The sequence below is a fragment of the Paenibacillus brasilensis genome (assembly GCF_009363115.1).
Taxonomy (GTDB): Bacteria; Bacillota; Bacilli; order Paenibacillales; family Paenibacillaceae; genus Paenibacillus; species Paenibacillus brasilensis.
Genome location: NZ_CP045298.1, coordinates 1,520,160 through 1,541,072 on the forward strand (window position 1 = coordinate 1,520,160; position 20,913 = coordinate 1,541,072).

Genomic DNA, 20,913 nt, shown 5'->3' on the forward strand with positions numbered 1-20,913 from the left:
AATAACACACGAGGGGATAAATCGCGACAATGAACAACCGGTTGCTAAATTTCAAAATTACACTTTCAAAAACAATTGAGCATTAAATTAAAGTCACATGTGATCTTAAATGATGTAGCTACAGGCCATTTTTAACATAAAAAAACCTCCAACCCATTGGTTGGAGGTTTTTGAACGTTGATATTAACGTTTCGAGAACTGTGGTGCACGACGAGCAGCTTTGAGACCGTATTTCTTACGCTCTTTCATACGTGGGTCACGAGTCAGGAAGCCTGCTTTTTTCAAAGCTGGGCGGAATTCCGGATCTGCTTTCAACAGAGCACGTGAAATACCGTGGCGAATTGCGCCTGCTTGACCAGAGATACCGCCGCCATGAGCAATAACGAGTACGTCATAGCTACCAATTGTTTCTGTCAGGTTCAATGGTTGTTTAACGATCAGTTTGAGTGTTTCCAAACCAAAATATTCATTAATATCACGCTTGTTGATGACAATGCGTCCTTCACCCGGTACGAGACGAACACGAGCTACCGAATGTTTACGACGACCTGTCCCATAGTATTGTACTTGTGCCATGAAACTGTCCTCCTTTTAATTATCCGCGAAGTTCGTAAACTTCAGGTTTTTGTGCTGCATGTGGATGCTCAGTGCCTCTGTAAGCTTTCAATCTCAGCTTCATTTTTTCGCCTTGACGAGTTTTAGGAAGCATACCGTGAACAGCCAATTCCAACATACGTTCAGGTTTGTTTTTAACCATGTCTTGTGCAACTGTTACTTTCAAACCACCTGGGTGCATGGAGTGACGGTAGTATTTCTTGTTCTCCATTTTTTTACCAGTCAATACGATTTTCTCTGCATTGATTACAACAACGAAATCACCTGTGTCCACATGTGGTGTAAATTGTGGCTTGTGTTTGCCGCGAATCAACGCAGCCGCTTCGCTTGCCAGACGACCGAGCGTTTTACCTTCAGCATCGATGATGTGCCAGTTACGCTCAACTTCATTTGGCTTAGCCATATACGTAGTACGCATGAAAAGTTTCCTCCTTAAGTTCATTAACAAAATCGTCATTTATCTTCGTTCGTTAACTTGCTACATTATTGATGGATTAGATGTTGCTTTAATGTGATCATCTTAATTGGGGCTGTGGGAAAGCCATTAAGAAAACACAACTTTTATATTACAGGATAACCAGTAAATTCGCAAGGGAAAAATCAATGTTTTTTGATGTTTTCCTCATACTCCACACTCCAGAGAGTTAAAGCATGTCCTACCGCTGTAGGCCCTGCCTTTGAACGATTTCTCGCCTCTAAAATAAATGGAATATCATCGGCTGATTTCTTTCCTTCACCCACTTCGAGCAAAGTTCCCATAATAATCCGAACCATGTGCTGCAAAAAACCGCTGCCTGTAATATAAGTATGAATAATTCCCTGATCATCCGAGCCCGGACGTGAAAAAGAATGGTCTACTGTCATATAGGCCTCGTAAATGGTGCGGACATGATTCGTTTTCTGGGAACGTCGAGATGCAAACGAAGTATAGTCAAAGGTCCCCACTAAATGTGCCAGTCCCTGCTCCATTGCTTGCACATCTAATTTTGTTGGGTGATGCGCCTGTGTACGACGGTGAAAGATGTCCGGAAATCGGTTAGCATTAATGCTGTACCGATAAGTCTTCCGCTTTGCCATGCGGCGCGCGTGAAAAGACAACGGCACCTCTCTCGCATCCGTAACAATAATATCACGGGGCAACCACGCATTTAGGGCAAGGCACCAACGTTCAATAGGAATAGGCGACTCGGTATGAAAATTAAATACTTGCCCATACGCATGTACACCAGCGTCTGTACGACCAGAACCTGTGATTTTAAGACGTTCCCCTGTCAATGAGCATATAGCGCTCTCCAGATAATCCTGAATAGTATTGCCGCTGGGCTGAGTCTGAAAACCATCATACTCGGTTCCGTCGTAGTTCACTTTCATGCACAAGTTCCGCATGTTTCTTCACACCTTTACAGGGTAATCTCTGGCTATATGAGAATTAACCGAACATAGCAAAGGAGAAGCCCCTCCGGACTTCTCCAAGAGAAAAAAAGGGTTGTTCAGAATCAAGCTGATTCTGTCCACCCTTCCCTCATCTTCGCCTGTCTACGCGCGGTCAACCAATTCCAGATATACCATTGGAGCAGCGTCACCACGACGAGGTCCCAGTTTCAAGATACGAGTGTATCCACCTGGACGCTCATTGTAACGTGTAGCCAATTCGCTAAACAGTTTTTGGATTGCATCCTGCTCACCATCAACAGTTTCACGGCGAACGAACGCAGCCACTTGACGGCGTGCGTGCAGATCCCCTTTTTTCGCTTTGGTGATCAGCTTTTCAGCAATAGAACGAACTTCTTTTGCTTTAGCCTCAGTAGTTTGGATACGCTCATACAAGAACAGATCGGTTACCAAATCACGAAACAAAGCTTTACGGGCACTGGAGTTACGGCCCAATTTTTGGTATGCCATGTAATTTCCCCTCCTTCACAAAAACGTTGCTGTCTATTCTTCCGTACGAAGTCCTAAACCAAGTTCCTCAAGCTTCTCTTGTACTTCTTCCAAAGATTTGCGACCCAAGTTGCGGACCTTCATCATATCTTCTTCAGATTTAGTCGTGAGTTCTTGTACCGTATTGATACCAGCGCGCTTAAGGCAGTTATAGGAACGGACGGAGAGATCCAGCTCTTCGATCGTCATTTCAAGAACTTTTTCTTTCTTGTCTTCTTCTTTTTCGACCATAATTTCCGCATCTTTTGCTTCATCCGTGAGACCCACGAACAACATTACATGCTCGGTCAAAATTTTGGCTCCAAGGCTCACTGCTTCCTCAGGACGAATACTTCCGTCAGTCCAAACCTCAAGTGTCAGCTTGTCATAATTCGTAACCTGGCCGACACGCGTATTTTCTACGCCGTAGTTCACGCGTGCAATCGGAGTGTAGATGGAGTCGACGGGAATGACGCCGATCGGCTGGTCATCACGTTTATTCCGATCCTGCTTAACGTAACCGCGACCGCGATTGGCAAAAATACGCATGTGAAGTCTCGAACCCGGTCCGAGAGTAGCAATGTGAAGATCCGGATTAAGAATTTCCACATCACTATCCGCACGGATATCTCCTGCCGTTACAACTCCTTCGCCTTCCGCATCGATTTCGAGTACCTTCTCTTCATCCGAGTGGATTTTAAGCGATAAAGCTTTCAAGTTCAGTATGATCTCCGTTACGTCTTCCTTCACACCGGGAACCGTTGCAAACTCGTGCAAAACCCCATCGATCTGAACCGATGTGACTGCTGCCCCCGGTAACGAGGATAACAGAATACGGCGAAGCGAGTTCCCCAGCGTCGTACCGTATCCGCGCTCCAGCGGTTCTACTACGAATTTTCCATAGGTGCCATCATCATTGACGTCGACCGTCTCAATTTTCGGCTTTTCGATTTCTATCACTGCAATATCCCTCCTTCAAAACGTCGCTCCTATATGAAACATTCACCTTATCCATAGTCAATCATGCAGTATACCTAAACATCCATTCTTGGCAATTTGTGCCGGATCTATACTACACGCAGAGGAGAAATCTCATTAGACGCGACGACGTTTTGGAGGACGGCATCCGTTATGAGGTACCGGAGTTACGTCTTTAATCAGGTTAACTTCCAGACCAGCAGCTTGCAAAGAGCGAATTGCTGCTTCACGGCCTGCGCCTGGTCCTTTAACCATAACTTCGACAGTTTTCATGCCGTGTTCCATAGCAGCTTTGGCAGCAGTTTCTGCGGCCATTTGTGCTGCGAATGGAGTAGATTTACGGGAACCACGGAATCCCATACCGCCTGAGCTTGCCCAAGAGATTGCGTTACCGTGTGGATCTGTGATCGTAACGATCGTATTGTTGAACGTGGAACGGATGTGTGCCACGCCAGTCTCGATATTTTTACGGTCACGGCGTTTTGTACGTACAACTTTTTTCGGTTTAGCCATTGAATGTTATCCTCCCTTCTTATTTCTTTTTGTTCGCTACAGTCCGACGAGGACCTTTACGGGTACGAGCATTAGTTTTAGTACGTTGTCCGCGAACAGGCAATCCACGACGGTGACGAACACCACGGTAGCAGCCAATCTCAGTCAGACGTTTAATATTCAAGGAAATTTCACGACGCAGATCGCCTTCTACTTTAACTTCTTTGTCGATCGTTTCACGTAATTTGCTCACTTCATCTTCAGTCAAATCACGAACACGCGTGTTTGCACTGATGCCTGTTTCCTTCAAAATTTTCTGAGAAGTCGTTTTACCGATTCCGAAAATGTAAGTCAAGGCGATCTCAACGCGTTTGTCACGTGGTAAATCCACACCAGCTATACGAGCCATTTTACGCTACACCCCCTTCTATTAACCTTGTTTTTGTTTGTGTTTCGGATTTTCGCAAATAACCATTACATTCCCTTTGCGGCGAATGACTTTGCATTTCTCGCAAATAGGTTTTACAGAAGGTCTTACCTTCATGTTGATTACCTCCTCCAAGCTTTACCCTGGTAAAACTCGCTTCGTGAACATTCACATCGTTTTGCCGAGCAAAACAAGTTTTTTTAAATGACGTACGTTTAATAAAAACCTGCATGAATTACTTGCGGTACGTTATACGGCCTTTAGTTAAATCGTAAGGCGATAACTGTACAACCACCTTGTCGCCTGTCAAAATACGGATAAAGTGCATCCGCAGCTTTCCGGAAACATGAGCAAGAATTTGGTGACCGTTTTCCAGCTCTACCTTGAACGTAGCGTTCGGCAAAGGCTCGATTACCGTACCTTCAACCTCAATGACATCTTCTTTGGCCAAAGTCAGTCTCCTTTCTCTTCAGCTTGGTATTCGGACGAGTCCAGGAAAGTTTTCACTGCGTGACGCAGCTTTCCGTTCGTCACCCGACCGCTTTCGTTTAAACTGTTTACAATCTCGCTACTAATCTTAGACTGAGGCATCAAATGAAGAACATTTTTCTTCTTCGCTTGATCAAACTTTCGTTTATCCCCATCCGCAATATATACAAACCTGCTGTCCGCTATTGAAACGACAACCGCTATCTGTCCGGCTCCTCTGCCTTTCAGAATCTTCACCAGCTGACCGATTTGCAGGTTTCCTTGCTGAATCATTCCAATCACCTACGCACTCAGTTTCGTGAAAATGTCCATGCCGTCCGTTGCGACCAGCTTCGTGTACCCGTTACGAGCACAAGGAACCAAGTCCACCGTAACGACCGTCCAGTTGTCTTCCAGCGTCCCCACATGGCGAGAACCTATTTGAATCATAGATTCAATAGCCAGCTCAATGCCGGTTTTCAGCCTCGGCCCTGTACGGGAATACCACGGTTTGGATTCTCAATATATTGCCGAATGGCATGCGACATTGTAAACTGACGAGTTTTCTCAAGGATATCGCCTTTGTTTAACTTGCGTTTGCCGGGAAATCCGTGCACCAGTTGTTCGTAGACTGAAGCGCAAATGCTAGCAGGAAAACCGCTATAACCTTTAGAAGACGGCACAGCTCCCTGACTGCGAATATACCAATCAGCTAAATGATCAAGTTTACCGGTCGTAATACCGGGCTCGATGTGTTCTGCCAAGTAATGAATCGTTTCCGTCTCCATTCTCTCAGCTTTCCTCATAAAGCTTAATTCCGTTCCCGACTTGCAAATGATCATTACAGCTAACCCCGCAACAAGGACACGATATTTTGGGAAACCACATCAATATCCTGTTCTCCGTCAATATGACGCAGAAGATTCTGGTTCTCATAAAACGTGAGGAGTGGTGCTGTTTTATTACTATATTCATCTAGTCGTGTTCTTACGCTAGCTTCGTTATCGTCAGGACGCTGATAGAGCTCACCACCGTCTTTATCGCAAATGCCTTCAACCTTCGGAGGATTAAAGACAACATGATAGCTAGTTCCACAACTTTTGCAAACCCGCCGTCCTGTGATTCGTGCCAACAGGTTGTCACGATCCACTTTCAGGTTGACAACATTATCAAGCTTCGTGTTCAAACGACCCAAAATTTGATCCAAGGCTTCAGCCTGAGCTAAAGTTCTTGGAAAACCGTCCAGCAAGAATCCTTTCTTGCAATCCGGCTGTTGCAGCCGTTCTTCAACGATGCCAATTGTTACGTCATCTGGAACAAGTTCGCCCTTGTCGATATATTCTTTTGCTTTAATGCCAATAGGTGTTCCCTGTTTCATCGCCAGGCGAAACGCATCACCTGTCGAGATATGAGGAATGCCGAATTCCTTCACAATGACATCTGCTTGTGTACCTTTACCAGCCCCCGGAGGGCCCATGATCAAAATATTCACAACCTGTCACTCCTCAGACGACCCCTACACAAGAAACAGCACAAAAGGTGCCGGTAAGCATGCGAACATCCTAAGCCGGAACCCATTGCCTATTTGTTGATGAAGCCTTTGTAATGGCGTTTAATCAGTTGGCTTTCGATTTGCTTCATTGTATCCAATGCAACTCCGATAATAATGAGCAGTGAAGTACCGCCAATTTGCACGGAGCGAGGCAAGCCCGAAAGCGAACCGAAGAATACCGGCAATACGGATATAACTGCAAGGAACAAAGCCCCTGTCATCGTCAACCGTGACATTACACGTGTCAGGTATTTTTCCGTAGCTTTACCCGGACGAATCCCCGGAATATAACCGCCGTTTTTCTTCATATTGTCGGCCATTTGCTGCGGATTCATCTGTACAAAGGTATAGAAGAATGTGAAACCGATAATCATTACGACATACAGAACCATACCCAGTGGTTTGTCATAATACAAGTAAGTGGTAATCCACTTAGCCCACGCATGATCCGCCCAGAAACTCGCAATAATTGTCGGGAATTGCAGCAATGATACCGCAAAAATTACCGGAATAACGCCTGCCGCATTAATCTTCATCGGAATATGCGTATTCTGGCCACCGTACATTTTGTTACCAACCACACGTTTCGCATATTGTACCGGTATTTTCCGAATACCTTGCTGGATGTAGATAACACCAACAATAATCAGAATAACTACCAAGACAATAATAATTGCCTTCAGAATATTCATGAACAGCTGATCTGCCTGAATAAACTGGGATTCCACAATCGTACGAATATGTCTTGGAATACCTGCCGCAATCCCTGCAAAGATAACAATGGAGATACCATTGCCGATTCCCTTTTCAGTAATTTGCTCACCAAGCCACATAAGGAACGTAGTCCCTGCTGTAAGCACGATTGCAATGACCAAATAATCAGCAAAGGTCGCTCCTGGAATCATCGCTGCACCGTACAGTCGATTAAAGCCAATCGACGTTCCGAATGCTTGGATCAAGCCCAGTATTACCGTACCATACCGTGTAAGTTGAGCCAACTTCTTTTTACCATGCTCTCCTTGTTTAGCCCATTCCGCAAGTTTCGGAATCACGTCCATTGACAGCAACTGCACAATGATAGACGCTGTAATATATGGCATAATCCCGAGGGCGAAGATCGAAAACTGGTACAAAGCGCCCCCTGAGAAGGTATTAAGGAGTCCAAATAACTCGCTTCCTGCCTGATCCTGAGATGTAAAGACTTGCTTGTTCACGCCGGGAACCGGCACAAAAGAGCCAATACGATATACAAATAGTATAAACAGGGTAAACAGGATACGGGTTCTAAGATCCTCAACCCGCCATATATTTTTCAGGGTCTTGAACATTAGATCACCTCGGTTTTACCGCCGGCAGCTTCAATTTTCTCTACCGCAGATTGAGAGAACTTGTTCGCTTTAACTGTCAATTTCACAGTGATTTCACCGTTACCCAGAATTTTAATTCCGGACTTCGCGTCTTTCACAATGCCATTGTTCAGCAAAAACTCAGGGCTTACTTCTGTACCCGCTGCAAAACTGTTCAAATCTTCGATATTCAAAACCGCATACTCTTTACGAGTAGGATTTACGAAACCGCGTTTAGGCAAGCGACGATACAGTGGGTTTTGACCACCCTCGAAGCCCGGACGTACACCACCGCCGGAACGAGCGTTTTGACCCTTATGACCACGACCAGAAGTTTTACCCGTACCGCTACTAGGACCACGACCCAAACGTTTACGTTCTTTGCGTGAACCTGGAGCTGGGGAAAGCTCATGTAACTTCATCGTTCGTTGCACCTCCTTGATTATTGTTGAATTGCTTTATTTCTTAAGCCTCGATTTCTTTAACAGAAACCAAATGGCTAACTTTATTAATCATCCCGCGAATTGCTGCATTGTCGGGTTGAACTACTTTATGGTTGATTTTACGCAAGCCGAGCGTCTTAACAGTCGTTCTCTGAGTACCAGGACGGCCGATCAACGAACGAACGAGGGTAATTTCTAATTTCGCCATGATATTCCCTCCTTAGCCCAGCAGCTCTTCGATGGATTTGCCGCGCAATTTTGCAACTTCTTCAGCGCGTTTCAAGCGGGACAAACCTTCCAAAGTCGCATTGACCATATTCATGGAATTCGAAGAACCCAGAGATTTTGTCAAGATATCACCTACACCAGCAAGCTCCAGTACAGCACGAACTGGACCACCAGCGATAACCCCAGTACCTTCCGATGCCGGTTTCAGCAGAACCCGGCCAGCACCGAACTTACCTGTAACAAGGTGAGGAATTGTTGTGCCTACGAGTGGAACGTGAATCAGGTTTTTCTTAGCATCTTCAATACCTTTGCGAATCGCATCAGGTACTTCGCCAGCTTTACCGATTCCAGCGCCTACCCAGCCGTTGCCGTCGCCTACTACTACCAGAGCACTGAAGCTGAAACGGCGTCCGCCTTTGACAACTTTAGCTACACGATTAATATTTACTACTCTTTCAGTCAGTTCCAAAGTATTCGGATCTACACGCAAGTCGTTAACCTCCTTTTGAGAAATGTCTTAAAATTCAAGGCCTGCTTCGCGAGCTGCATCAGCCAAAGCTTGAATTCGTCCATGATACAAGTATCCACCACGGTCAAATACGATGTTAGCATGACCTTTTTCTTTTGCACGTTTAGCAACAAGTTCGCCAACCTTACGAGCTGCTTCAACACTACCACCGTTTTTGATTTCGCTGCTCAGTTCTTTATCCATAGTGGATGCAGATACCAATGTTACACCAGCTACATCATCAATCAGTTGTGCGTAGATATGTTTGGAAGAGCGGAACACGTTCAGACGAGGACGTACAGCCGTACCTTCGATTTTTTTACGTACACGCAGATGTCTTCTGACACGTGCTTTATTTTTATCTTGTTTTGTAATCATCTCAAGTTTTCACTCCCTTCAGTTTGCCTTTTAAAGCTTTATACTAAGACGCACTGGGTAAAAAAGAAGTACGAAATCTTTCCTGCAGAAAGACCGCACAAAGTCGGTAAGAAACTTATTTCTTCTTACCGGCTTTACCTTCTTTACGGATGATGCGCTCGCCTTCGTATTTAATCCCTTTACCTTTGTACGGTTCAGGTTCACGAACGGAACGAATTTTAGCAGCGTAGGCACCTACACGCTCTTTATCAATTCCGCGAACGATGATTTTAGTGTTCGAAGGAACTTCGAATTCGATGCCCGCTTCCGGTGTGATTTCAACCGGGTGAGAGTATCCAACGTTCAGAACGATTTTATCTCCGGATTTGCTTGCACGATATCCGACCCCAACCAGCTCCAGAGATTTGGAAAAGCCTTCAGTTACACCACTTACCATGTTGCTGACAACGCTGCGGGTTGTTCCATGCAAAGAACGGTGAAGTTTGTTGTCCGAAGGACGAACTACATTAATTTCATTGTTTTCCACAGTAACGGACATGTCTTTGTGAAGCTCACGAGTCAATGTTCCTTTAGGACCTTTAACTGTGATCACTGTGTTGTTCAAAGTTACGTCAACACCACTTGGTACTGTGATTGGTTTACGACCAATACGGGACATATCTGTTGCACCTCCTATCTTTTAAACGTTATCTTACCAAACGTAGCAAACCACTTCTCCGCCGGCTTTGGACTGACGTGCTTCTTTATCAGTCATGATACCTTTGGATGTTGAAATGATTGCGATCCCGAGTCCACCCAGAACGCGTGGAATCTCATTGCTCTTCGTGTAAACGCGAAGACCTGGTTTACTGATTCTTTTCAAACCTGTAATAACACGCTCGTTGTTCGCACCGTATTTCAAGAAAATACGGATGATCCCTTGTTTGCTATCTTCAACAAATTCCGCATCACGAATGAATCCTTCACGTTTCAGGATGTCGGCGATTTGTTTTTTCATTGTAGATGCAGGCATTTCTACCGTTTCGTGACGAACAGTGTTCGCGTTACGAATACGTGTAAGCATATCTGCAATTGGATCAGACATAGTCATTGTGTATAAACCTCCTTCCCAAACAGGACTTTTTACCAGCTTGCTTTTTTCACGCCAGGAATCTGGCCTTTATAAGCTAATTCACGGAAGCAAATTCTGCAGATTTTAAACTTTTGCAGCACCGAATGTGGACGACCACAACGCTCACAACGAGTGTAAGCACGAACTTTAAACTTTGGTGTGCGTTGTTGTTTGACTTTCATTGAAGTTTTTGCCACTTAGCCTGACACCTCCTAAATAGTTTCGGAGAACAGGGGTCCTTTAAATCAGACGCCCAAAACGTTATGCCAACATTACTTTGCGAAAGGCATGCCCAGCTGAGTCAGAAGCTCACGGGACTCTTCGTCAGTTTTGGCAGTCGTTACGATAACGATGTCCATACCACGAACTTTATCAACCTGATCATACTCGATTTCCGGGAAGATCAACTGTTCTTTCAAACCAAGCGTGTAGTTACCACGTCCGTCAAAAGCTTTTGTTGATACACCATGGAAGTCACGTACGCGAGGAAGTGTAATGTTGAACAATTTGTCCAAGAAATAATACATACGCTCGCCACGAAGTGTTACCTTAACACCGATTGGCATGTTTTCACGCAATTTAAAACCTGCAATAGATTTTTTAGCGCGAGTGATAACTGGTCTTTGACCAGCGATCAACTGCATGTCATTGAGAGCTGAATCAAGCACTTTGGAGTTTTGAACTGCATCGCCAACACCCATGTTGATTACAACTTTCTCGATTTTAGGCACTTGCATCACTGTTGTATAGTTGAACTTCTGCATCAAAGCAGGAGTGATTTCTTTCAAGAAACGTTCTTTCATTCTTGTTGTTGCCATGAATCATAGTCCTCCTTTCTTCAAAAAATAATTAGTCGATCACTTCGCCTGAACGCTTTGCAATACGCACTTTTTTTCCGTTGTCCAATACTTTGTAACCAATACGAGTTACTTTTCCGCTCTTCGGATCAATGTGCATAACGTTGGAAACGTGAATCGGAGCTTCTTTCTCGATGATGCCGCCTTGTGGATTCAGCTGATTAGGCTTTTGGTGTTTTTTTATCATGTTAACACCTTCCACAAGCACACGGTTTTGACGAGGGTAAGCAGCGATAACGCGACCTTTTTTACCTTTATCTTTACCTGTAATCACCATAACAGTATCGTCCTTTTTGACGTGCAGCTTGTTGTTATGGGATTCCAGAACTTTTTTCACTTTTGGCATTTCGTACACCTCCTACGGGCACATTTTAAGGTGAATTTAGATCACTTCCGGAGCCAAGGAAACGATTTTCATAAAGTCCTTGTCACGAAGTTCGCGAGCAACTGGTCCGAAAATACGAGTACCGCGTGGGCTCTTGTCTTCTTTAACGACCACTGCTGCGTTCTCATCAAATCCGATGTAGGAACCGTCTTTACGGCGGATAGAACGTTTAGTACGAACGACAACCGCTCTTACTACATCACCCTTTTTGACAACGCCGCCTGGTGTTGCTTGTTTTACGGAACAAACGATCAGGTCACCAATTTGAGCTGTACGACGTCCCGTACCACCGAGCACACGGATACACATCAGTTCCTTCGCGCCGGAATTGTCAGCCACAGTCAAACGTGTAAATGGTTGAATCATTTATTTATCCTCCTTTCGGAAAAACTACGCTACATTAGATTATAACAGCTTTTTCAACGATTTCGACCAGTCTCCAGTTTTTGTCTTTGGACAAAGGACGAGTTTCCATGATTTTAACAGTATCACCGATTTGTGCGGTGTTGTTTTCATCATGAGCTTTGAATTTTTTAGTCACTTTAATGCGTTTATGGTAGAGATCATGTTTTTTGTAAGTTTCTACAGCAATCACGATCGTTTTATCCATTTTGTCGCTAACTACTTTACCGACTAATACTTTACGGGCATTACGTTCGCTCATTGTTGGCCTCCTTCCTAATTACAGGCGGATTTTCCACCCGGTCTAATATCTTAGCTAATCCCAAGTTCTCTTTCACGGATCACAGTTTTAGCACGAGCAATTTCCTTACGCACAGCGCCGATCCGAGTCGGGTTATCAAGCTGACCGGTAGCGAGTTGAAAACGAAGGTTAAAAAGTTCTTCTTTAAAACCAGAGATCTTTTGTTCGATTTCAGCAGTGGTTAGGTTGCGGAATTCACTAGCCTTCATTTGCTTCACCACCCAATTCTTCACGTTTCACAAACTTAGTTTTGATTGGCAGTTTGTGAGCGGCAAGACGCATTGCTTCACGAGCAATCTCTTCCGGTACACCAGCAAGTTCAAACATGATCTTACCTGGTTTCACTACTGCAACCCATTTTTCTACGTTACCTTTACCGCTACCCATACGAACCTCAAGAGGCTTCTGAGTAATTGGTTTGTCAGGGAAAATTTTAATCCAAACCTTACCACCACGTTTGATGTAACGAGTCATCGCAATACGAGCAGCTTCGATTTGACGGTTAGTGATCCATGCTGGTTCAGTAGCTTGCAAACCGTACTCACCAAAATTCAGTGTAGTACCGCCTTTTGCACGACCCTTCATGTGACCACGTTGTTGTTTACGATGTTTTACGCGTTTAGGTACCAACATGATTAGTTGCCTCCTTCCTGAGGAGCTTGTTTCTTAGCTGGAGGAAGAACTTCTCCACGATAGATCCATACTTTTACGCCAAGACGGCCATAAGTAGTATGAGCCTCTGCTGTACCGTAGTCGATGTCAGCACGAAGCGTATGCAGTGGAACAGTCCCTTCGCTGTACCCTTCGGAACGAGCGATTTCAGCACCGCCAAGACGTCCGCCTACTTGAGTTTTAATTCCTTTTGCTCCGGAACGCATAGTTCTTTGAATTGCTTGTTTCAACGCACGACGGAAAGAAACACGACGTTCCAATTGTTGTGCAATGCTTTCAGCAACCAGAATTGCATCCAGTTCAGGGTTTTTGATTTCAGAGATATTGATGTGTACCTTTTTACCGCCTGCAATTTTAGTGATTTCATTGCGCAGGTTTTCAACTTCGGAACCACCCTTACCGATAACCATACCTGGTTTCGCAGTGTGAATCGTTACGTTGACGCGGTTAGCTGCTCTCTCGATTTCAACACGGGATACAGCGGAGTCTTTCAATCTTTTCTTCAGATGCTCACGAATCTTAACGTCTTCCAGCAAAAGATCACCGAAATCTTTGCCTGCATACCATTTGGATTCCCAATCACGGATAATACCGATTCGGAGTCCGACGGGATTTACCTTTTGGCCCACACGTTTTCCCTCCTTATTTTTCAGATACCACCAGAGTAATATGACTGGTGCGTTTATTGATGCGGCTTGCACGACCCATTGCACGCGGGCGGAATCGTTTCATAGTAGGACCTTGGTTTACGAAAACCTCAGATACTACCAATTTATTTACGTCCATAGAGTAGTTGTGATCTGCATTTGCAATCGCAGAATTCAACAATTTCTCAACGACTGGAGAAGCGGATTTCGGAGTGTGACGAAGAATTGCAATCGCCTCACCAACCTGCTTGCCACGAATCAAATCGATAACAAGTTTCACTTTGCGAGCGGAAATCCGCACGGATTTAGCATGTGCTTTTGCTTCCATTGAGTTACCTCCTCTCAAACACTACGCTGTGTTGATTATCTTCTTGTTTTCTTATCGTCATCCGTATGGCCTTTGTACGTACGCGTTGGAGCGAATTCGCCCAATTTGTGTCCGACCATATCTTCCGTTACGTATACTGGCACGTGTTTACGACCATCGTATACACCAAACGTATGTCCGATAAATTGTGGGAAAATTGTAGAGCGACGGGACCAAGTTTTGATCACGACTTTTTTGTCCGACTCGTTCAAAACCTCTACTTTTTTCAGCAAGTAACCATCAATGAATGGTCCTTTTTTGAGACTGCGACCCATTTATGAATCCTCCCTTCGTTAAAACGTTATCGTTCCTTAAAATGTTAACGTGCGACTTAAGCGCACGTTTCATTACTTAGTACGACGACGAACGATGTATTTATCAGATGCTTTACCTTTTTTACGTGTTTTGTAACCAAGGGTTGGTTTGCCCCATGGAGACATTGGAGATTTACGTCCGATTGGAGCGCGACCTTCACCACCACCGTGTGGGTGATCGTTAGGGTTCATAACAACACCACGAACTTCAGGGCGTTGTCCCAACCAACGACTACGACCAGCTTTACCGATCTTAACAAGTTCATGGTCTTCGTTACCAACAGAACCGATTGTAGCACGGCAAACTTTCAGAATGCGGCGAACTTCACCGGAAGTCAAACGAATTGTTACATACTTCTCTTCTTTACCAAGAAGTTGGGCTTCCGTACCAGCAGCACGAACGAGTTGGCCACCTTTACCCGGTTTCAATTCGATGTTGTGGATAACCGTACCTACAGGAATGTTTTCCAATGGCAAGGAGTTACCGATTTTGATGTCGGATTCCGGACCGGATACCACTTCGTCTCCTACTTTCAGACCTTTAGGAGCGATGATGTAACGTTTTTCACCATCCACATAGTGGATAAGTGCGATGTTGGACGTACGGTTCGGATCATATTCGATCGTAGCAACGCGGCCCGGTATTCCATCTTTGTTACGTTTGAAGTCAATAATACGGTATTTACGTTTGTGTCCGCCGCCTTGATGACGAACTGTAATTTTACCTTGGTTATTGCGTCCAGCTTGCTTGCTCAGAGGTGCCAGCAACGATTTCTCGGGCTGATTTGTTGTGATCTCCTCGAAAGTAGATACAGACATTGCACGTCTGGCCGGGGACGTTGGTTTATACTTTTTAATTGGCACTGAGTTTCCCTCCTTACTTTACAGTTTCAATTATACCGTTTCAAAAAACTCAAGCGGCTTACTGTCTTTGCTCAGCGTTACGAACGCTTTTTTCCACTCGCTCGTATAGCCGGAATGACGTCCGTAGCGTTTTGGTTTTGCAGGAACACGAAGCGTATTTACGTTACTTACTTTCACGTTAAAGATCGCTTCGATTGCTTTTTTAATTTCGACTTTGTTAGAACGAATGTCAACCTCGAAAACGTATTTCAAGTCATTCATCATACCAGCCGTACGTTCGGTGATAACCGGACGTTTGATAATATCACGAGGATCCTTCATTACGCGAGCACCTCCTCTACCTTCTGAACTGCTTCCTTCGTAATGATCAGTTTGTCGTGTCCAAGCACGTCAAGAACATTAATGCCGTCTGCGGATACAAACTTCACACCAGGAATATTACGAGCGGACAGTGCTACATTATCATCATAGCTAGGAGCTACGATCAATGCTTTACGATCAGCTTTAAGGTTATTCAAAATGGCTGCGAATTCTTTCGTTTTAGGTCCGTTCAGTGTAAGAGCGTCCAATACGATGATTTCATTCTCAATCACTTTGGATGACAATGCCGATTTGATCGCCAGACGACGAACTTTTTTAGGCAATTTGTAAGCATAGCTGCGTGGAGTCGGACCAAATACAGTACCGCCACCAACCCATTGCGGTGCACGGATCGAACCTTGACGAGCGCGACCAGTACCCTTTTGTTTCCAAGGTTTACGTCCGCCGCCACGTACTTCAGACCGTCCTTTTACTTTGTGAGTACCTTGACGCAGGGAAGCCAATTGCATAACAACAGCATCATGAAGAACGTGTTTATTCGGTTCGATACCGAATACAGCATCGTTCAATTCAATTTCGCCTACTTGGCTGCCGCTAATATTTAAAAGTGCTACTTTTGGCATTTCGTGTTCCTCCTTTCTTCAGTTGTTTATTTTTTCACCGTTTCTAATACTTTAACGAAGCTATTTTTAGGTCCTGGAATAGAACCTTTCACGAGCAATACATTACGTTCTGTATCGACTTTAACAACTTCAAGACGTTGAATCGTTACTGTTTCATTACCCATATGTCCTGGCAGGTGTTTGCCTTTAGGAACGCGGTTAGCTTGGATGGAGCCCATGGAACCTGGACCTCTGTGGTAACGCGAGCCGTGCGCCATTGGTCCGCGGCTTTGTCCCCAACGTTTGATAACGCCAGCAAAACCTTTACCTTTAGAAATACCTGTTACGTCAACGAATTCGCCTTCTGTGAAGACATCAGCCTTCAGTTCTTGGCCAACCTCGTACGCAGCAAGGTCGATGCCACGAAGTTCACGAACGTAGCGCTTAGGTGCAGTATTTGCTTTTTTCGCATGTCCTGCTTCAGGTTTATTGGATCTTTTTTCTTTTTTATCAGAAAAACCGAGTTGAATCGCTTCGTACCCATCGTTTTCCTGATCTTTCTTTTGCAGAACAACACAAGGTCCCGCTTCGATAACCGTAACAGCAAGCACGTTACCTTCAGGGGTAAACACTTGAGTCATTCCGAGTTTTTTTCCTAAGATACCTTTCATGTTGACACCTCTTTTCTTTTCCTAATCACATATTACAATTTAATTTCGATATCTACACCGGACGGCAGATCCAAGCGCATCAAGGCATCCACAGTTTGTGGAGTAGGGTTAACAATGTCGATCAAACGCTTGTGTGTGCGCATTTCGAATTGTTCCCGAGAATCCTTGTACTTGTGCACCGCACGGAGAATAGTAATAACTTGTTTTTCAGTTGGCAGCGGAATTGGTCCGGATACACCAGCGCCCGAACGTTTAGCTGTTTCAACAATTTTCTCAGCGGATTGATCAAGAATTCTGTGATCGTAAGCTTTCAAACGAATACGAATTTTTTGCTTTGCCATTTTAGTCCCTCCTTCTATCGCCCAATTTGGTATCGGACATACTCCGTGAAAATTTTCCGACAGCCCTCCCATGGCAAAGGGGCCGGGTGTGTCAGTAACCTCTCACATCATCGCACAGTCACAAACAACATTAGTTATTATATCTAATAGTTCTGCCTATTGCAAGCAAAAACGAAAAAACAATGCATCTTATTTTCAAAAAGATAGAATTGCGCCCGTAGCTCGCCTTTCATTCAAGAGAAAAGCCCCCGCACCAGTGCAGGGGCTCGTTTAGCTTCGTTCCAGTACAATGTTACTCGTTCCAGTACAATGTTACTATATTCAAGGCTTGCAGCCTTATTATTTAGAGATTGTTGCTACGGCACCGGCGCCAACTGTACGGCCACCTTCACGAATGGAGAACTTAGTTCCTTCTTCGATTGCGATTGGGCTGATCAGTTGAACAGTAACCGTAATGTTGTCGCCAGGCATTACCATTTCGGAACCTTCTGGCAAAGTGATGATACCAGTAACGTCAGTTGTACGGAAGTAGAACTGTGGACGGTATCCAGTGAAGAAAGGTTTGTGACGTCCACCCTCTTCTTTAGTCAAAACGTAGATTTGAGCAGAGAATTCTGTATGTGGATTAACAGAACCCGGTTTAGCCAATACTTGGCCACGCTCGATTTGTGCGCGATCTACACCGCGAAGCAGTGCGCCGATGTTGTCACCAGCTTGAGCAGAGTCAAGCAATTTACGGAACATTTCAACACCTGTTACAACGGATTTACGGGATTCTTCTTGAATACCGATAATTTCGATTTCGTCGCCGACTTTAACAGTACCACGCTCTACACGGCCTGTAGCAACTGTACCACGACCAGTGATGGAGAATACGTCCTCGACAGGCATAAGGAAAGGCTTGTCAGTGTCGCGTTCTGGAGTTGGGATGTAAGTGTCGATTGTTTCGAACATTTCAACGATTTTCTTAGCCCAGTCGCCTTCTGGGTTTTGCAGTGCTTCACGAGCGGAACCACGAGTGATTGGAGTGTCGTCGCCTGGGAATTCGTACTCGCTCAGCAAGTCGCGAACTTCCATTTCAACCAGTTCCAACAATTCTTCGTCTTCAACCATGTCGCATTTGTTCAGGAATACAACGATGTAAGGAACGCCTACTTGGCGGGACAACAGGATGTGTTCGCGAGTTTGTGGCATTGGGCCATCAGCTGCGGATACAACCAGAATCGCTCCGTCCATTTGTGCAGCGCCAGTGATCATGTTTTTAACATAGTCGGCGTGACCTGGGCAGTCAACGTGTGCATAGTGACGGTTAGGTGTTTCATATTCCACGTGTGCAGTAGAGATTGTGATACCGCGTTCGCGCTCTTCTGGAGCTTTATCGATTTGGTCGAATGCTACAGCAGCACCACCGTAAGTTTTGGAAAGTACAGTTGTGATTGCAGCAGTCAAAGTTGTTTTACCATGATCGACGTGACCAATAGTACCGATATTAACGTGCGGTTTGTTACGTTCAAACTTAGCCTTTGCCATTTGAACAATTCCTCCTCAATAACTTGTTTTATTTTTAGGCTGCCGGATACTTTCTGGAAAAACCTTGAGTATACCGATCAGCTAATACACTGTATTACTCGCCGCCTTTGGTTTTGGCAACAATCTCTTCAGCAATGCTCTTCGGAACTTCTTCATAATGATGAAGCTCCATGGAGAACACACCGCGTCCTTGCGTACCGGAACGAAGTGTAGTCGAATATCCAAACATTTCGGACAATGGAACCATTGCACGAATAATTTGGGCACCACCACGGGAATCCATACCTTCAATCCGACCACGACGGGAGTTCAACATACCCATTACGTCACCCATGTATTCCTCTGGAACCGTTACTTCAACTTTCATAATAGGCTCAAGCAATACTGGTTTACATTTGTCTTTCGCTGCTTTCAGCGCCATTGAGCCGGCAATTTTAAAAGCCATTTCATTGGAATCGACATCATGGTATGATCCATCCACAATTGTAGCTTTAACGTCCACAAGCGGGAAGCCAGCCAGGACACCGTTTTTCATTTGCTCTTCAATACCAGCAAGTGCAGGTCCGATGTATTCTCTTGGAACAGAACCACCGACAACCTTGCTTTCAAACTGGCTACCAGTACCTGCTTCGAGTGGTTCGAACTCAACCCATACGTGACCGTACTGACCACGACCACCGGATTGACGAACAAACTTACCTTCAACACGTGCTGGAGCGCGGAATGTTTCACGGTATGCTACCTGTGGTTTACCAACATTGGTTTCCACTTTGAACTCGCGACGCATACGGTCAATGATAATGTCCAAATGAAGCTCACCCATACCTGCCAAGATGGTTTGACCCGTTTCTTCGTTAGTTGAAGCGCGAAGAGTTGGATCTTCTTCGGTCAACTTGCCGAGTGCAACTGCCATTTTGTCTTGGTCAGCTTTGGTTTTAGGCTCAACTGCGATTTCGATAACCGGATCAGGGAAGTTCATGGACTCAAGAATAACAGGATTCTTCTCATCACACAGTGTATCACCTGTACCTGTATCTTTCAAACCTACGGCTGCCGCAATATCACCGGAGTAAACTTCAGTGATTTCTTGACGGCTGTTCGCATGCATTTGAAGAATACGTCCGATACGTTCACGTTTGCCCTTTGTTGCATTCAATACGTATGAACCGGATTGAAGCACACCGGAATATACGCGGAAGAATGTTAACTTACCAACGTAAGGATCCGTCATAATTTTGAAGGCCAATGCGGAGAAAGGCTCTTCATCAGAAGAATGACGTTCAACTTCCGTTCCATCTTCCAGATGACCTTGAATACTTGGTACATCAATAGGAGCTGGCAGGTAGTCAACAACAGCATCCAGCATCAACTGAACACCTTTGTTACGGTAAGAAGATCCACAGATAACAGGGAAGATTTTAACTTCTACAACACCTTTGCGGAGAGCGGCTTTAATTTCTTCAACCGTAATCTCTTCGCCTTCCAGGTATTTCATAGTCAAATCTTCGTCCAGTTCAGCAACCTTCTCAATCAATTCGTTGCGAAGTTCTTCAACTTGATCTTTGAATTCCGCAGGAATTTCGGTTTCTTCGATATCTTGACCAAGGTCATCTTTGTACATATGAGCCTTTTGTGCAACAATATCAATGATACCTAAAAAGTCATTTTCAGCGCCGATTGGCAATTGAATCGCAACTGCGTTCGCCTGAAGGCGATCACGCATGTCAGAGACAACATTCAGGAAGTCGGCACCAATGATATCCATTTTGTTTACATATGCGATCCGTGGAACGCCATAGCGATCAGCCTGTCTCCATACGGTTTCGGACTGAGGCTCAACGCCTTCTTTCGCACTGAAAACACCAACTGCTCCGTCCAATACACGAAGGGAACGTTCAACTTCTACAGTGAAGTCAACGTGCCCCGGGGTGTCGATGATATTGACGCGGTGACCTTTCCAGGCAGCGGTCGTCGCAGCGGAAGTAATCGTGATTCCGCGCTCTTGTTCTTGTTCCATCCAGTCCATTGTCGCAGCGCCTTCGTGAACTTCACCGATTTTGTGCGTACGGCCTGTGTAGAACAAGATCCGCTCTGTTGTTGTGGTTTTACCCGCGTCAATATGAGCCATGATCCCGATATTACGTGTATTTTTCAAGGAGAACTCTCTTGCCAT

35 protein-coding genes and 1 pseudogene are annotated in these 20,913 nt (G+C 44.9%); all 36 read right to left on the reverse strand.

What is annotated here, in order from left to right; genetic code table 11:
• Positions 1–183: 183 nt before the first annotated feature.
• A complete protein-coding gene (rpsI, locus tag GCU48_RS07215; RefSeq protein ID WP_007432554.1) occupies positions 184–576 on the reverse strand; it encodes a 30S ribosomal protein S9 in 393 nt (130 codons plus the stop codon).
• A 19-nt stretch (positions 577–595) separates the two neighbouring features.
• Entirely contained in the window at positions 596–1,033 is a 438-nt protein-coding gene (gene rplM / locus GCU48_RS07220) for a 50S ribosomal protein L13 (protein ID WP_007432555.1), read from the reverse strand.
• Positions 1,034–1,215: 182 nt separating this feature from the next.
• On the reverse strand, positions 1,216–2,001 hold the full coding sequence (gene truA / locus GCU48_RS07225; RefSeq protein ID WP_152379544.1) for a tRNA pseudouridine(38-40) synthase TruA: 786 nt from the start codon (positions 1,999–2,001) through the stop codon (positions 1,216–1,218).
• A gap of 150 nt (positions 2,002–2,151) precedes the next feature.
• Positions 2,152–2,517, reverse strand: a complete 366-nt coding sequence (rplQ, locus tag GCU48_RS07230) for a 50S ribosomal protein L17 (protein ID WP_007432557.1) — start codon at positions 2,515–2,517, stop codon at positions 2,152–2,154.
• 33 nt (positions 2,518–2,550) lie between these two features.
• Positions 2,551–3,495, reverse strand: a complete 945-nt coding sequence (locus tag GCU48_RS07235) for a DNA-directed RNA polymerase subunit alpha (protein ID WP_007432558.1) — start codon at positions 3,493–3,495, stop codon at positions 2,551–2,553.
• A 135-nt stretch (positions 3,496–3,630) separates the two neighbouring features.
• Positions 3,631–4,026: a 30S ribosomal protein S11 gene (gene rpsK / locus GCU48_RS07240; RefSeq protein ID WP_013312144.1), complete on the reverse strand. Its 396-nt coding sequence runs from the start codon at positions 4,024–4,026 to the stop codon at positions 3,631–3,633.
• A gap of 19 nt (positions 4,027–4,045) precedes the next feature.
• The gene (gene rpsM, locus GCU48_RS07245; RefSeq protein ID WP_007432560.1) at positions 4,046–4,414 is read right to left on the reverse strand and encodes a 30S ribosomal protein S13; all 369 of its coding nucleotides are present in this window, start codon (positions 4,412–4,414) and stop codon (positions 4,046–4,048) included.
• A gap of 21 nt (positions 4,415–4,435) precedes the next feature.
• Positions 4,436–4,549 carry a 50S ribosomal protein L36 gene (gene rpmJ / locus GCU48_RS07250; protein WP_003333770.1) on the reverse strand — a complete coding sequence of 38 codons (114 nt, stop codon included), beginning with the start codon at positions 4,547–4,549 and terminating at the stop codon, positions 4,436–4,438.
• Between the two features lie 118 nt (positions 4,550–4,667).
• Positions 4,668–4,883 carry a translation initiation factor IF-1 gene (infA, locus tag GCU48_RS07255; RefSeq protein ID WP_006212898.1) on the reverse strand — a complete coding sequence of 72 codons (216 nt, stop codon included), beginning with the start codon at positions 4,881–4,883 and terminating at the stop codon, positions 4,668–4,670.
• Positions 4,884–4,885: 2 nt separating this feature from the next.
• A complete protein-coding gene (locus tag GCU48_RS07260) occupies positions 4,886–5,194 on the reverse strand; it encodes a KOW domain-containing RNA-binding protein (RefSeq protein ID WP_010348799.1) in 309 nt (102 codons plus the stop codon).
• Between the two features lie 9 nt (positions 5,195–5,203).
• Positions 5,204–5,742 (reverse strand): annotated as a pseudogene (locus GCU48_RS07265) (M24 family metallopeptidase).
• Between the two features lie 5 nt (positions 5,743–5,747).
• Positions 5,748–6,392, reverse strand: coding sequence for an adenylate kinase (locus GCU48_RS07270; protein WP_025715675.1), 645 nt, complete (start codon positions 6,390–6,392; stop codon positions 5,748–5,750).
• An 89-nt stretch (positions 6,393–6,481) separates the two neighbouring features.
• Positions 6,482–7,780 carry a preprotein translocase subunit SecY gene (secY, locus tag GCU48_RS07275; protein WP_025715676.1) on the reverse strand — a complete coding sequence of 433 codons (1,299 nt, stop codon included), beginning with the start codon at positions 7,778–7,780 and terminating at the stop codon, positions 6,482–6,484.
• On the reverse strand, positions 7,780–8,220 hold the full coding sequence (gene rplO / locus GCU48_RS07280; RefSeq protein WP_007432565.1) for a 50S ribosomal protein L15: 441 nt from the start codon (positions 8,218–8,220) through the stop codon (positions 7,780–7,782). Before rplO ends, secY begins: the two co-directional genes overlap by 1 nt.
• A 43-nt stretch (positions 8,221–8,263) precedes the next feature.
• Entirely contained in the window at positions 8,264–8,449 is a 186-nt protein-coding gene (gene rpmD, locus GCU48_RS07285) for a 50S ribosomal protein L30 (RefSeq protein ID WP_007432566.1), read from the reverse strand.
• A 12-nt stretch (positions 8,450–8,461) separates the two neighbouring features.
• Complete coding sequence (gene rpsE / locus GCU48_RS07290) at positions 8,462–8,959, reverse strand: 30S ribosomal protein S5 (RefSeq protein WP_007432567.1); 498 nt, start codon at positions 8,957–8,959, stop codon at positions 8,462–8,464.
• A gap of 27 nt (positions 8,960–8,986) precedes the next feature.
• A complete protein-coding gene (gene rplR, locus GCU48_RS07295; RefSeq protein WP_007432568.1) occupies positions 8,987–9,355 on the reverse strand; it encodes a 50S ribosomal protein L18 in 369 nt (122 codons plus the stop codon).
• A 115-nt stretch (positions 9,356–9,470) separates the two neighbouring features.
• Positions 9,471–10,013 (reverse strand): 50S ribosomal protein L6, encoded by a 543-nt coding sequence (rplF, locus tag GCU48_RS07300; protein WP_025715677.1) that lies wholly within the window; start codon positions 10,011–10,013, stop codon positions 9,471–9,473.
• Positions 10,014–10,046: 33 nt separating this feature from the next.
• Positions 10,047–10,445 (reverse strand): 30S ribosomal protein S8, encoded by a 399-nt coding sequence (gene rpsH / locus GCU48_RS07305; RefSeq protein ID WP_007432570.1) that lies wholly within the window; start codon positions 10,443–10,445, stop codon positions 10,047–10,049.
• Positions 10,446–10,477: 32 nt separating this feature from the next.
• Positions 10,478–10,663, reverse strand: a complete 186-nt coding sequence (locus GCU48_RS07310) for a type Z 30S ribosomal protein S14 (protein WP_013312154.1) — start codon at positions 10,661–10,663, stop codon at positions 10,478–10,480.
• 75 nt (positions 10,664–10,738) lie between these two features.
• Positions 10,739–11,284 (reverse strand): 50S ribosomal protein L5, encoded by a 546-nt coding sequence (gene rplE, locus GCU48_RS07315; protein WP_025715678.1) that lies wholly within the window; start codon positions 11,282–11,284, stop codon positions 10,739–10,741.
• Positions 11,285–11,315: 31 nt separating this feature from the next.
• The gene (gene rplX / locus GCU48_RS07320; RefSeq protein WP_208811977.1) at positions 11,316–11,669 is read right to left on the reverse strand and encodes a 50S ribosomal protein L24; all 354 of its coding nucleotides are present in this window, start codon (positions 11,667–11,669) and stop codon (positions 11,316–11,318) included.
• Positions 11,670–11,705: 36 nt separating this feature from the next.
• Positions 11,706–12,074, reverse strand: coding sequence for a 50S ribosomal protein L14 (gene rplN / locus GCU48_RS07325; RefSeq protein ID WP_007432573.1), 369 nt, complete (start codon positions 12,072–12,074; stop codon positions 11,706–11,708).
• A gap of 34 nt (positions 12,075–12,108) precedes the next feature.
• Entirely contained in the window at positions 12,109–12,372 is a 264-nt protein-coding gene (rpsQ, locus tag GCU48_RS07330) for a 30S ribosomal protein S17 (RefSeq protein ID WP_007432574.1), read from the reverse strand.
• 50 nt (positions 12,373–12,422) lie between these two features.
• The gene (gene rpmC, locus GCU48_RS07335) at positions 12,423–12,620 is read right to left on the reverse strand and encodes a 50S ribosomal protein L29 (protein ID WP_007432575.1); all 198 of its coding nucleotides are present in this window, start codon (positions 12,618–12,620) and stop codon (positions 12,423–12,425) included.
• Positions 12,610–13,044, reverse strand: a complete 435-nt coding sequence (gene rplP, locus GCU48_RS07340) for a 50S ribosomal protein L16 (protein WP_007432576.1) — start codon at positions 13,042–13,044, stop codon at positions 12,610–12,612. The genes rpmC and rplP overlap by 11 nt, the downstream gene beginning before the upstream one ends.
• 2 nt (positions 13,045–13,046) lie before the next feature.
• Positions 13,047–13,712: a 30S ribosomal protein S3 gene (gene rpsC, locus GCU48_RS07345; protein ID WP_007432577.1), complete on the reverse strand. Its 666-nt coding sequence runs from the start codon at positions 13,710–13,712 to the stop codon at positions 13,047–13,049.
• A 13-nt stretch (positions 13,713–13,725) separates the two neighbouring features.
• A complete protein-coding gene (rplV, locus tag GCU48_RS07350) occupies positions 13,726–14,058 on the reverse strand; it encodes a 50S ribosomal protein L22 (RefSeq protein WP_007432578.1) in 333 nt (110 codons plus the stop codon).
• A gap of 35 nt (positions 14,059–14,093) precedes the next feature.
• Complete coding sequence (gene rpsS / locus GCU48_RS07355) at positions 14,094–14,372, reverse strand: 30S ribosomal protein S19 (RefSeq protein ID WP_007432579.1); 279 nt, start codon at positions 14,370–14,372, stop codon at positions 14,094–14,096.
• A 72-nt stretch (positions 14,373–14,444) separates the two neighbouring features.
• Positions 14,445–15,275 carry a 50S ribosomal protein L2 gene (gene rplB / locus GCU48_RS07360; protein ID WP_025715680.1) on the reverse strand — a complete coding sequence of 277 codons (831 nt, stop codon included), beginning with the start codon at positions 15,273–15,275 and terminating at the stop codon, positions 14,445–14,447.
• 30 nt (positions 15,276–15,305) lie between these two features.
• Positions 15,306–15,596: a 50S ribosomal protein L23 gene (rplW, locus tag GCU48_RS07365; protein WP_007432581.1), complete on the reverse strand. Its 291-nt coding sequence runs from the start codon at positions 15,594–15,596 to the stop codon at positions 15,306–15,308.
• The gene (gene rplD / locus GCU48_RS07370; protein WP_152379545.1) at positions 15,596–16,219 is read right to left on the reverse strand and encodes a 50S ribosomal protein L4; all 624 of its coding nucleotides are present in this window, start codon (positions 16,217–16,219) and stop codon (positions 15,596–15,598) included. The genes rplW and rplD overlap by 1 nt, the downstream gene beginning before the upstream one ends.
• Before the next feature lie 26 nt (positions 16,220–16,245).
• Complete coding sequence (rplC, locus tag GCU48_RS07375; protein WP_010348812.1) at positions 16,246–16,869, reverse strand: 50S ribosomal protein L3; 624 nt, start codon at positions 16,867–16,869, stop codon at positions 16,246–16,248.
• A 32-nt stretch (positions 16,870–16,901) separates the two neighbouring features.
• Positions 16,902–17,210, reverse strand: a complete 309-nt coding sequence (rpsJ, locus tag GCU48_RS07380; protein ID WP_006676490.1) for a 30S ribosomal protein S10 — start codon at positions 17,208–17,210, stop codon at positions 16,902–16,904.
• A gap of 339 nt (positions 17,211–17,549) precedes the next feature.
• Complete coding sequence (tuf, locus tag GCU48_RS07385; protein WP_007432584.1) at positions 17,550–18,740, reverse strand: elongation factor Tu; 1,191 nt, start codon at positions 18,738–18,740, stop codon at positions 17,550–17,552.
• Positions 18,741–18,834: 94 nt separating this feature from the next.
• Positions 18,835–20,913, reverse strand: a complete 2,079-nt coding sequence (fusA, locus tag GCU48_RS07390; RefSeq protein ID WP_025715684.1) for an elongation factor G — start codon at positions 20,911–20,913, stop codon at positions 18,835–18,837.

Coding starts and splice junctions, on each gene's coding strand:
- rpsI (WP_007432554.1), bottom strand. CDS start 576: ATGGCACAAGTACAATACTATGGGACAGGTCGTCGTAAACATTCGGTA.
- rplM (WP_007432555.1), bottom strand. CDS start 1,033: ATGCGTACTACGTATATGGCTAAGCCAAATGAAGTTGAGCGTAACTGG.
- truA (WP_152379544.1), bottom strand. CDS start 2,001: ATGCGGAACTTGTGCATGAAAGTGAACTACGACGGAACCGAGTATGAT.
- rplQ (WP_007432557.1), bottom strand. CDS start 2,517: ATGGCATACCAAAAATTGGGCCGTAACTCCAGTGCCCGTAAAGCTTTG.
- rpsK (WP_013312144.1), bottom strand. CDS start 4,026: ATGGCTAAACCGAAAAAAGTTGTACGTACAAAACGCCGTGACCGTAAA.
- rpsM (WP_007432560.1), bottom strand. CDS start 4,414: ATGGCTCGTATAGCTGGTGTGGATTTACCACGTGACAAACGCGTTGAG.
- rpmJ (WP_003333770.1), bottom strand. CDS start 4,549: ATGAAGGTAAGACCTTCTGTAAAACCTATTTGCGAGAAATGCAAAGTC.
- GCU48_RS07260 (WP_010348799.1), bottom strand. CDS start 5,194: ATGATTCAGCAAGGAAACCTGCAAATCGGTCAGCTGGTGAAGATTCTG.
- secY (WP_025715676.1), bottom strand. CDS start 7,780: ATGTTCAAGACCCTGAAAAATATATGGCGGGTTGAGGATCTTAGAACC.
- rplO (WP_007432565.1), bottom strand. CDS start 8,220: ATGAAGTTACATGAGCTTTCCCCAGCTCCAGGTTCACGCAAAGAACGT.
- rpmD (WP_007432566.1), bottom strand. CDS start 8,449: ATGGCGAAATTAGAAATTACCCTCGTTCGTTCGTTGATCGGCCGTCCT.
- rplR (WP_007432568.1), bottom strand. CDS start 9,355: ATGATTACAAAACAAGATAAAAATAAAGCACGTGTCAGAAGACATCTG.
- rplF (WP_025715677.1), bottom strand. CDS start 10,013: ATGTCCCGTATTGGTCGTAAACCAATCACAGTACCAAGTGGTGTTGAC.
- rpsH (WP_007432570.1), bottom strand. CDS start 10,445: ATGACTATGTCTGATCCAATTGCAGATATGCTTACACGTATTCGTAAC.
- rplE (WP_025715678.1), bottom strand. CDS start 11,284: ATGGCAACAACAAGAATGAAAGAACGTTTCTTGAAAGAAATCACTCCT.
- rplX (WP_208811977.1), bottom strand. CDS start 11,669: ATGCCAAAAGTGAAAAAAGTTCTGGAATCCCATAACAACAAGCTGCAC.
- rplN (WP_007432573.1), bottom strand. CDS start 12,074: ATGATTCAACCATTTACACGTTTGACTGTGGCTGACAATTCCGGCGCG.
- rpsQ (WP_007432574.1), bottom strand. CDS start 12,372: ATGAGCGAACGTAATGCCCGTAAAGTATTAGTCGGTAAAGTAGTTAGC.
- rpmC (WP_007432575.1), bottom strand. CDS start 12,620: ATGAAGGCTAGTGAATTCCGCAACCTAACCACTGCTGAAATCGAACAA.
- rplP (WP_007432576.1), bottom strand. CDS start 13,044: ATGTTGGTACCTAAACGCGTAAAACATCGTAAACAACAACGTGGTCAC.
- rplV (WP_007432578.1), bottom strand. CDS start 14,058: ATGGAAGCAAAAGCACATGCTAAATCCGTGCGGATTTCCGCTCGCAAA.
- rpsS (WP_007432579.1), bottom strand. CDS start 14,372: ATGGGTCGCAGTCTCAAAAAAGGACCATTCATTGATGGTTACTTGCTG.
- rplW (WP_007432581.1), bottom strand. CDS start 15,596: ATGAAGGATCCTCGTGATATTATCAAACGTCCGGTTATCACCGAACGT.
- rplD (WP_152379545.1), bottom strand. CDS start 16,219: ATGCCAAAAGTAGCACTTTTAAATATTAGCGGCAGCCAAGTAGGCGAA.
- rplC (WP_010348812.1), bottom strand. CDS start 16,869: ATGAAAGGTATCTTAGGAAAAAAACTCGGAATGACTCAAGTGTTTACC.
- rpsJ (WP_006676490.1), bottom strand. CDS start 17,210: ATGGCAAAGCAAAAAATTCGTATTCGTTTGAAAGCTTACGATCACAGA.
- tuf (WP_007432584.1), bottom strand. CDS start 18,740: ATGGCAAAGGCTAAGTTTGAACGTAACAAACCGCACGTTAATATCGGT.
- fusA (WP_025715684.1), bottom strand. CDS start 20,913: ATGGCAAGAGAGTTCTCCTTGAAAAATACACGTAATATCGGGATCATG.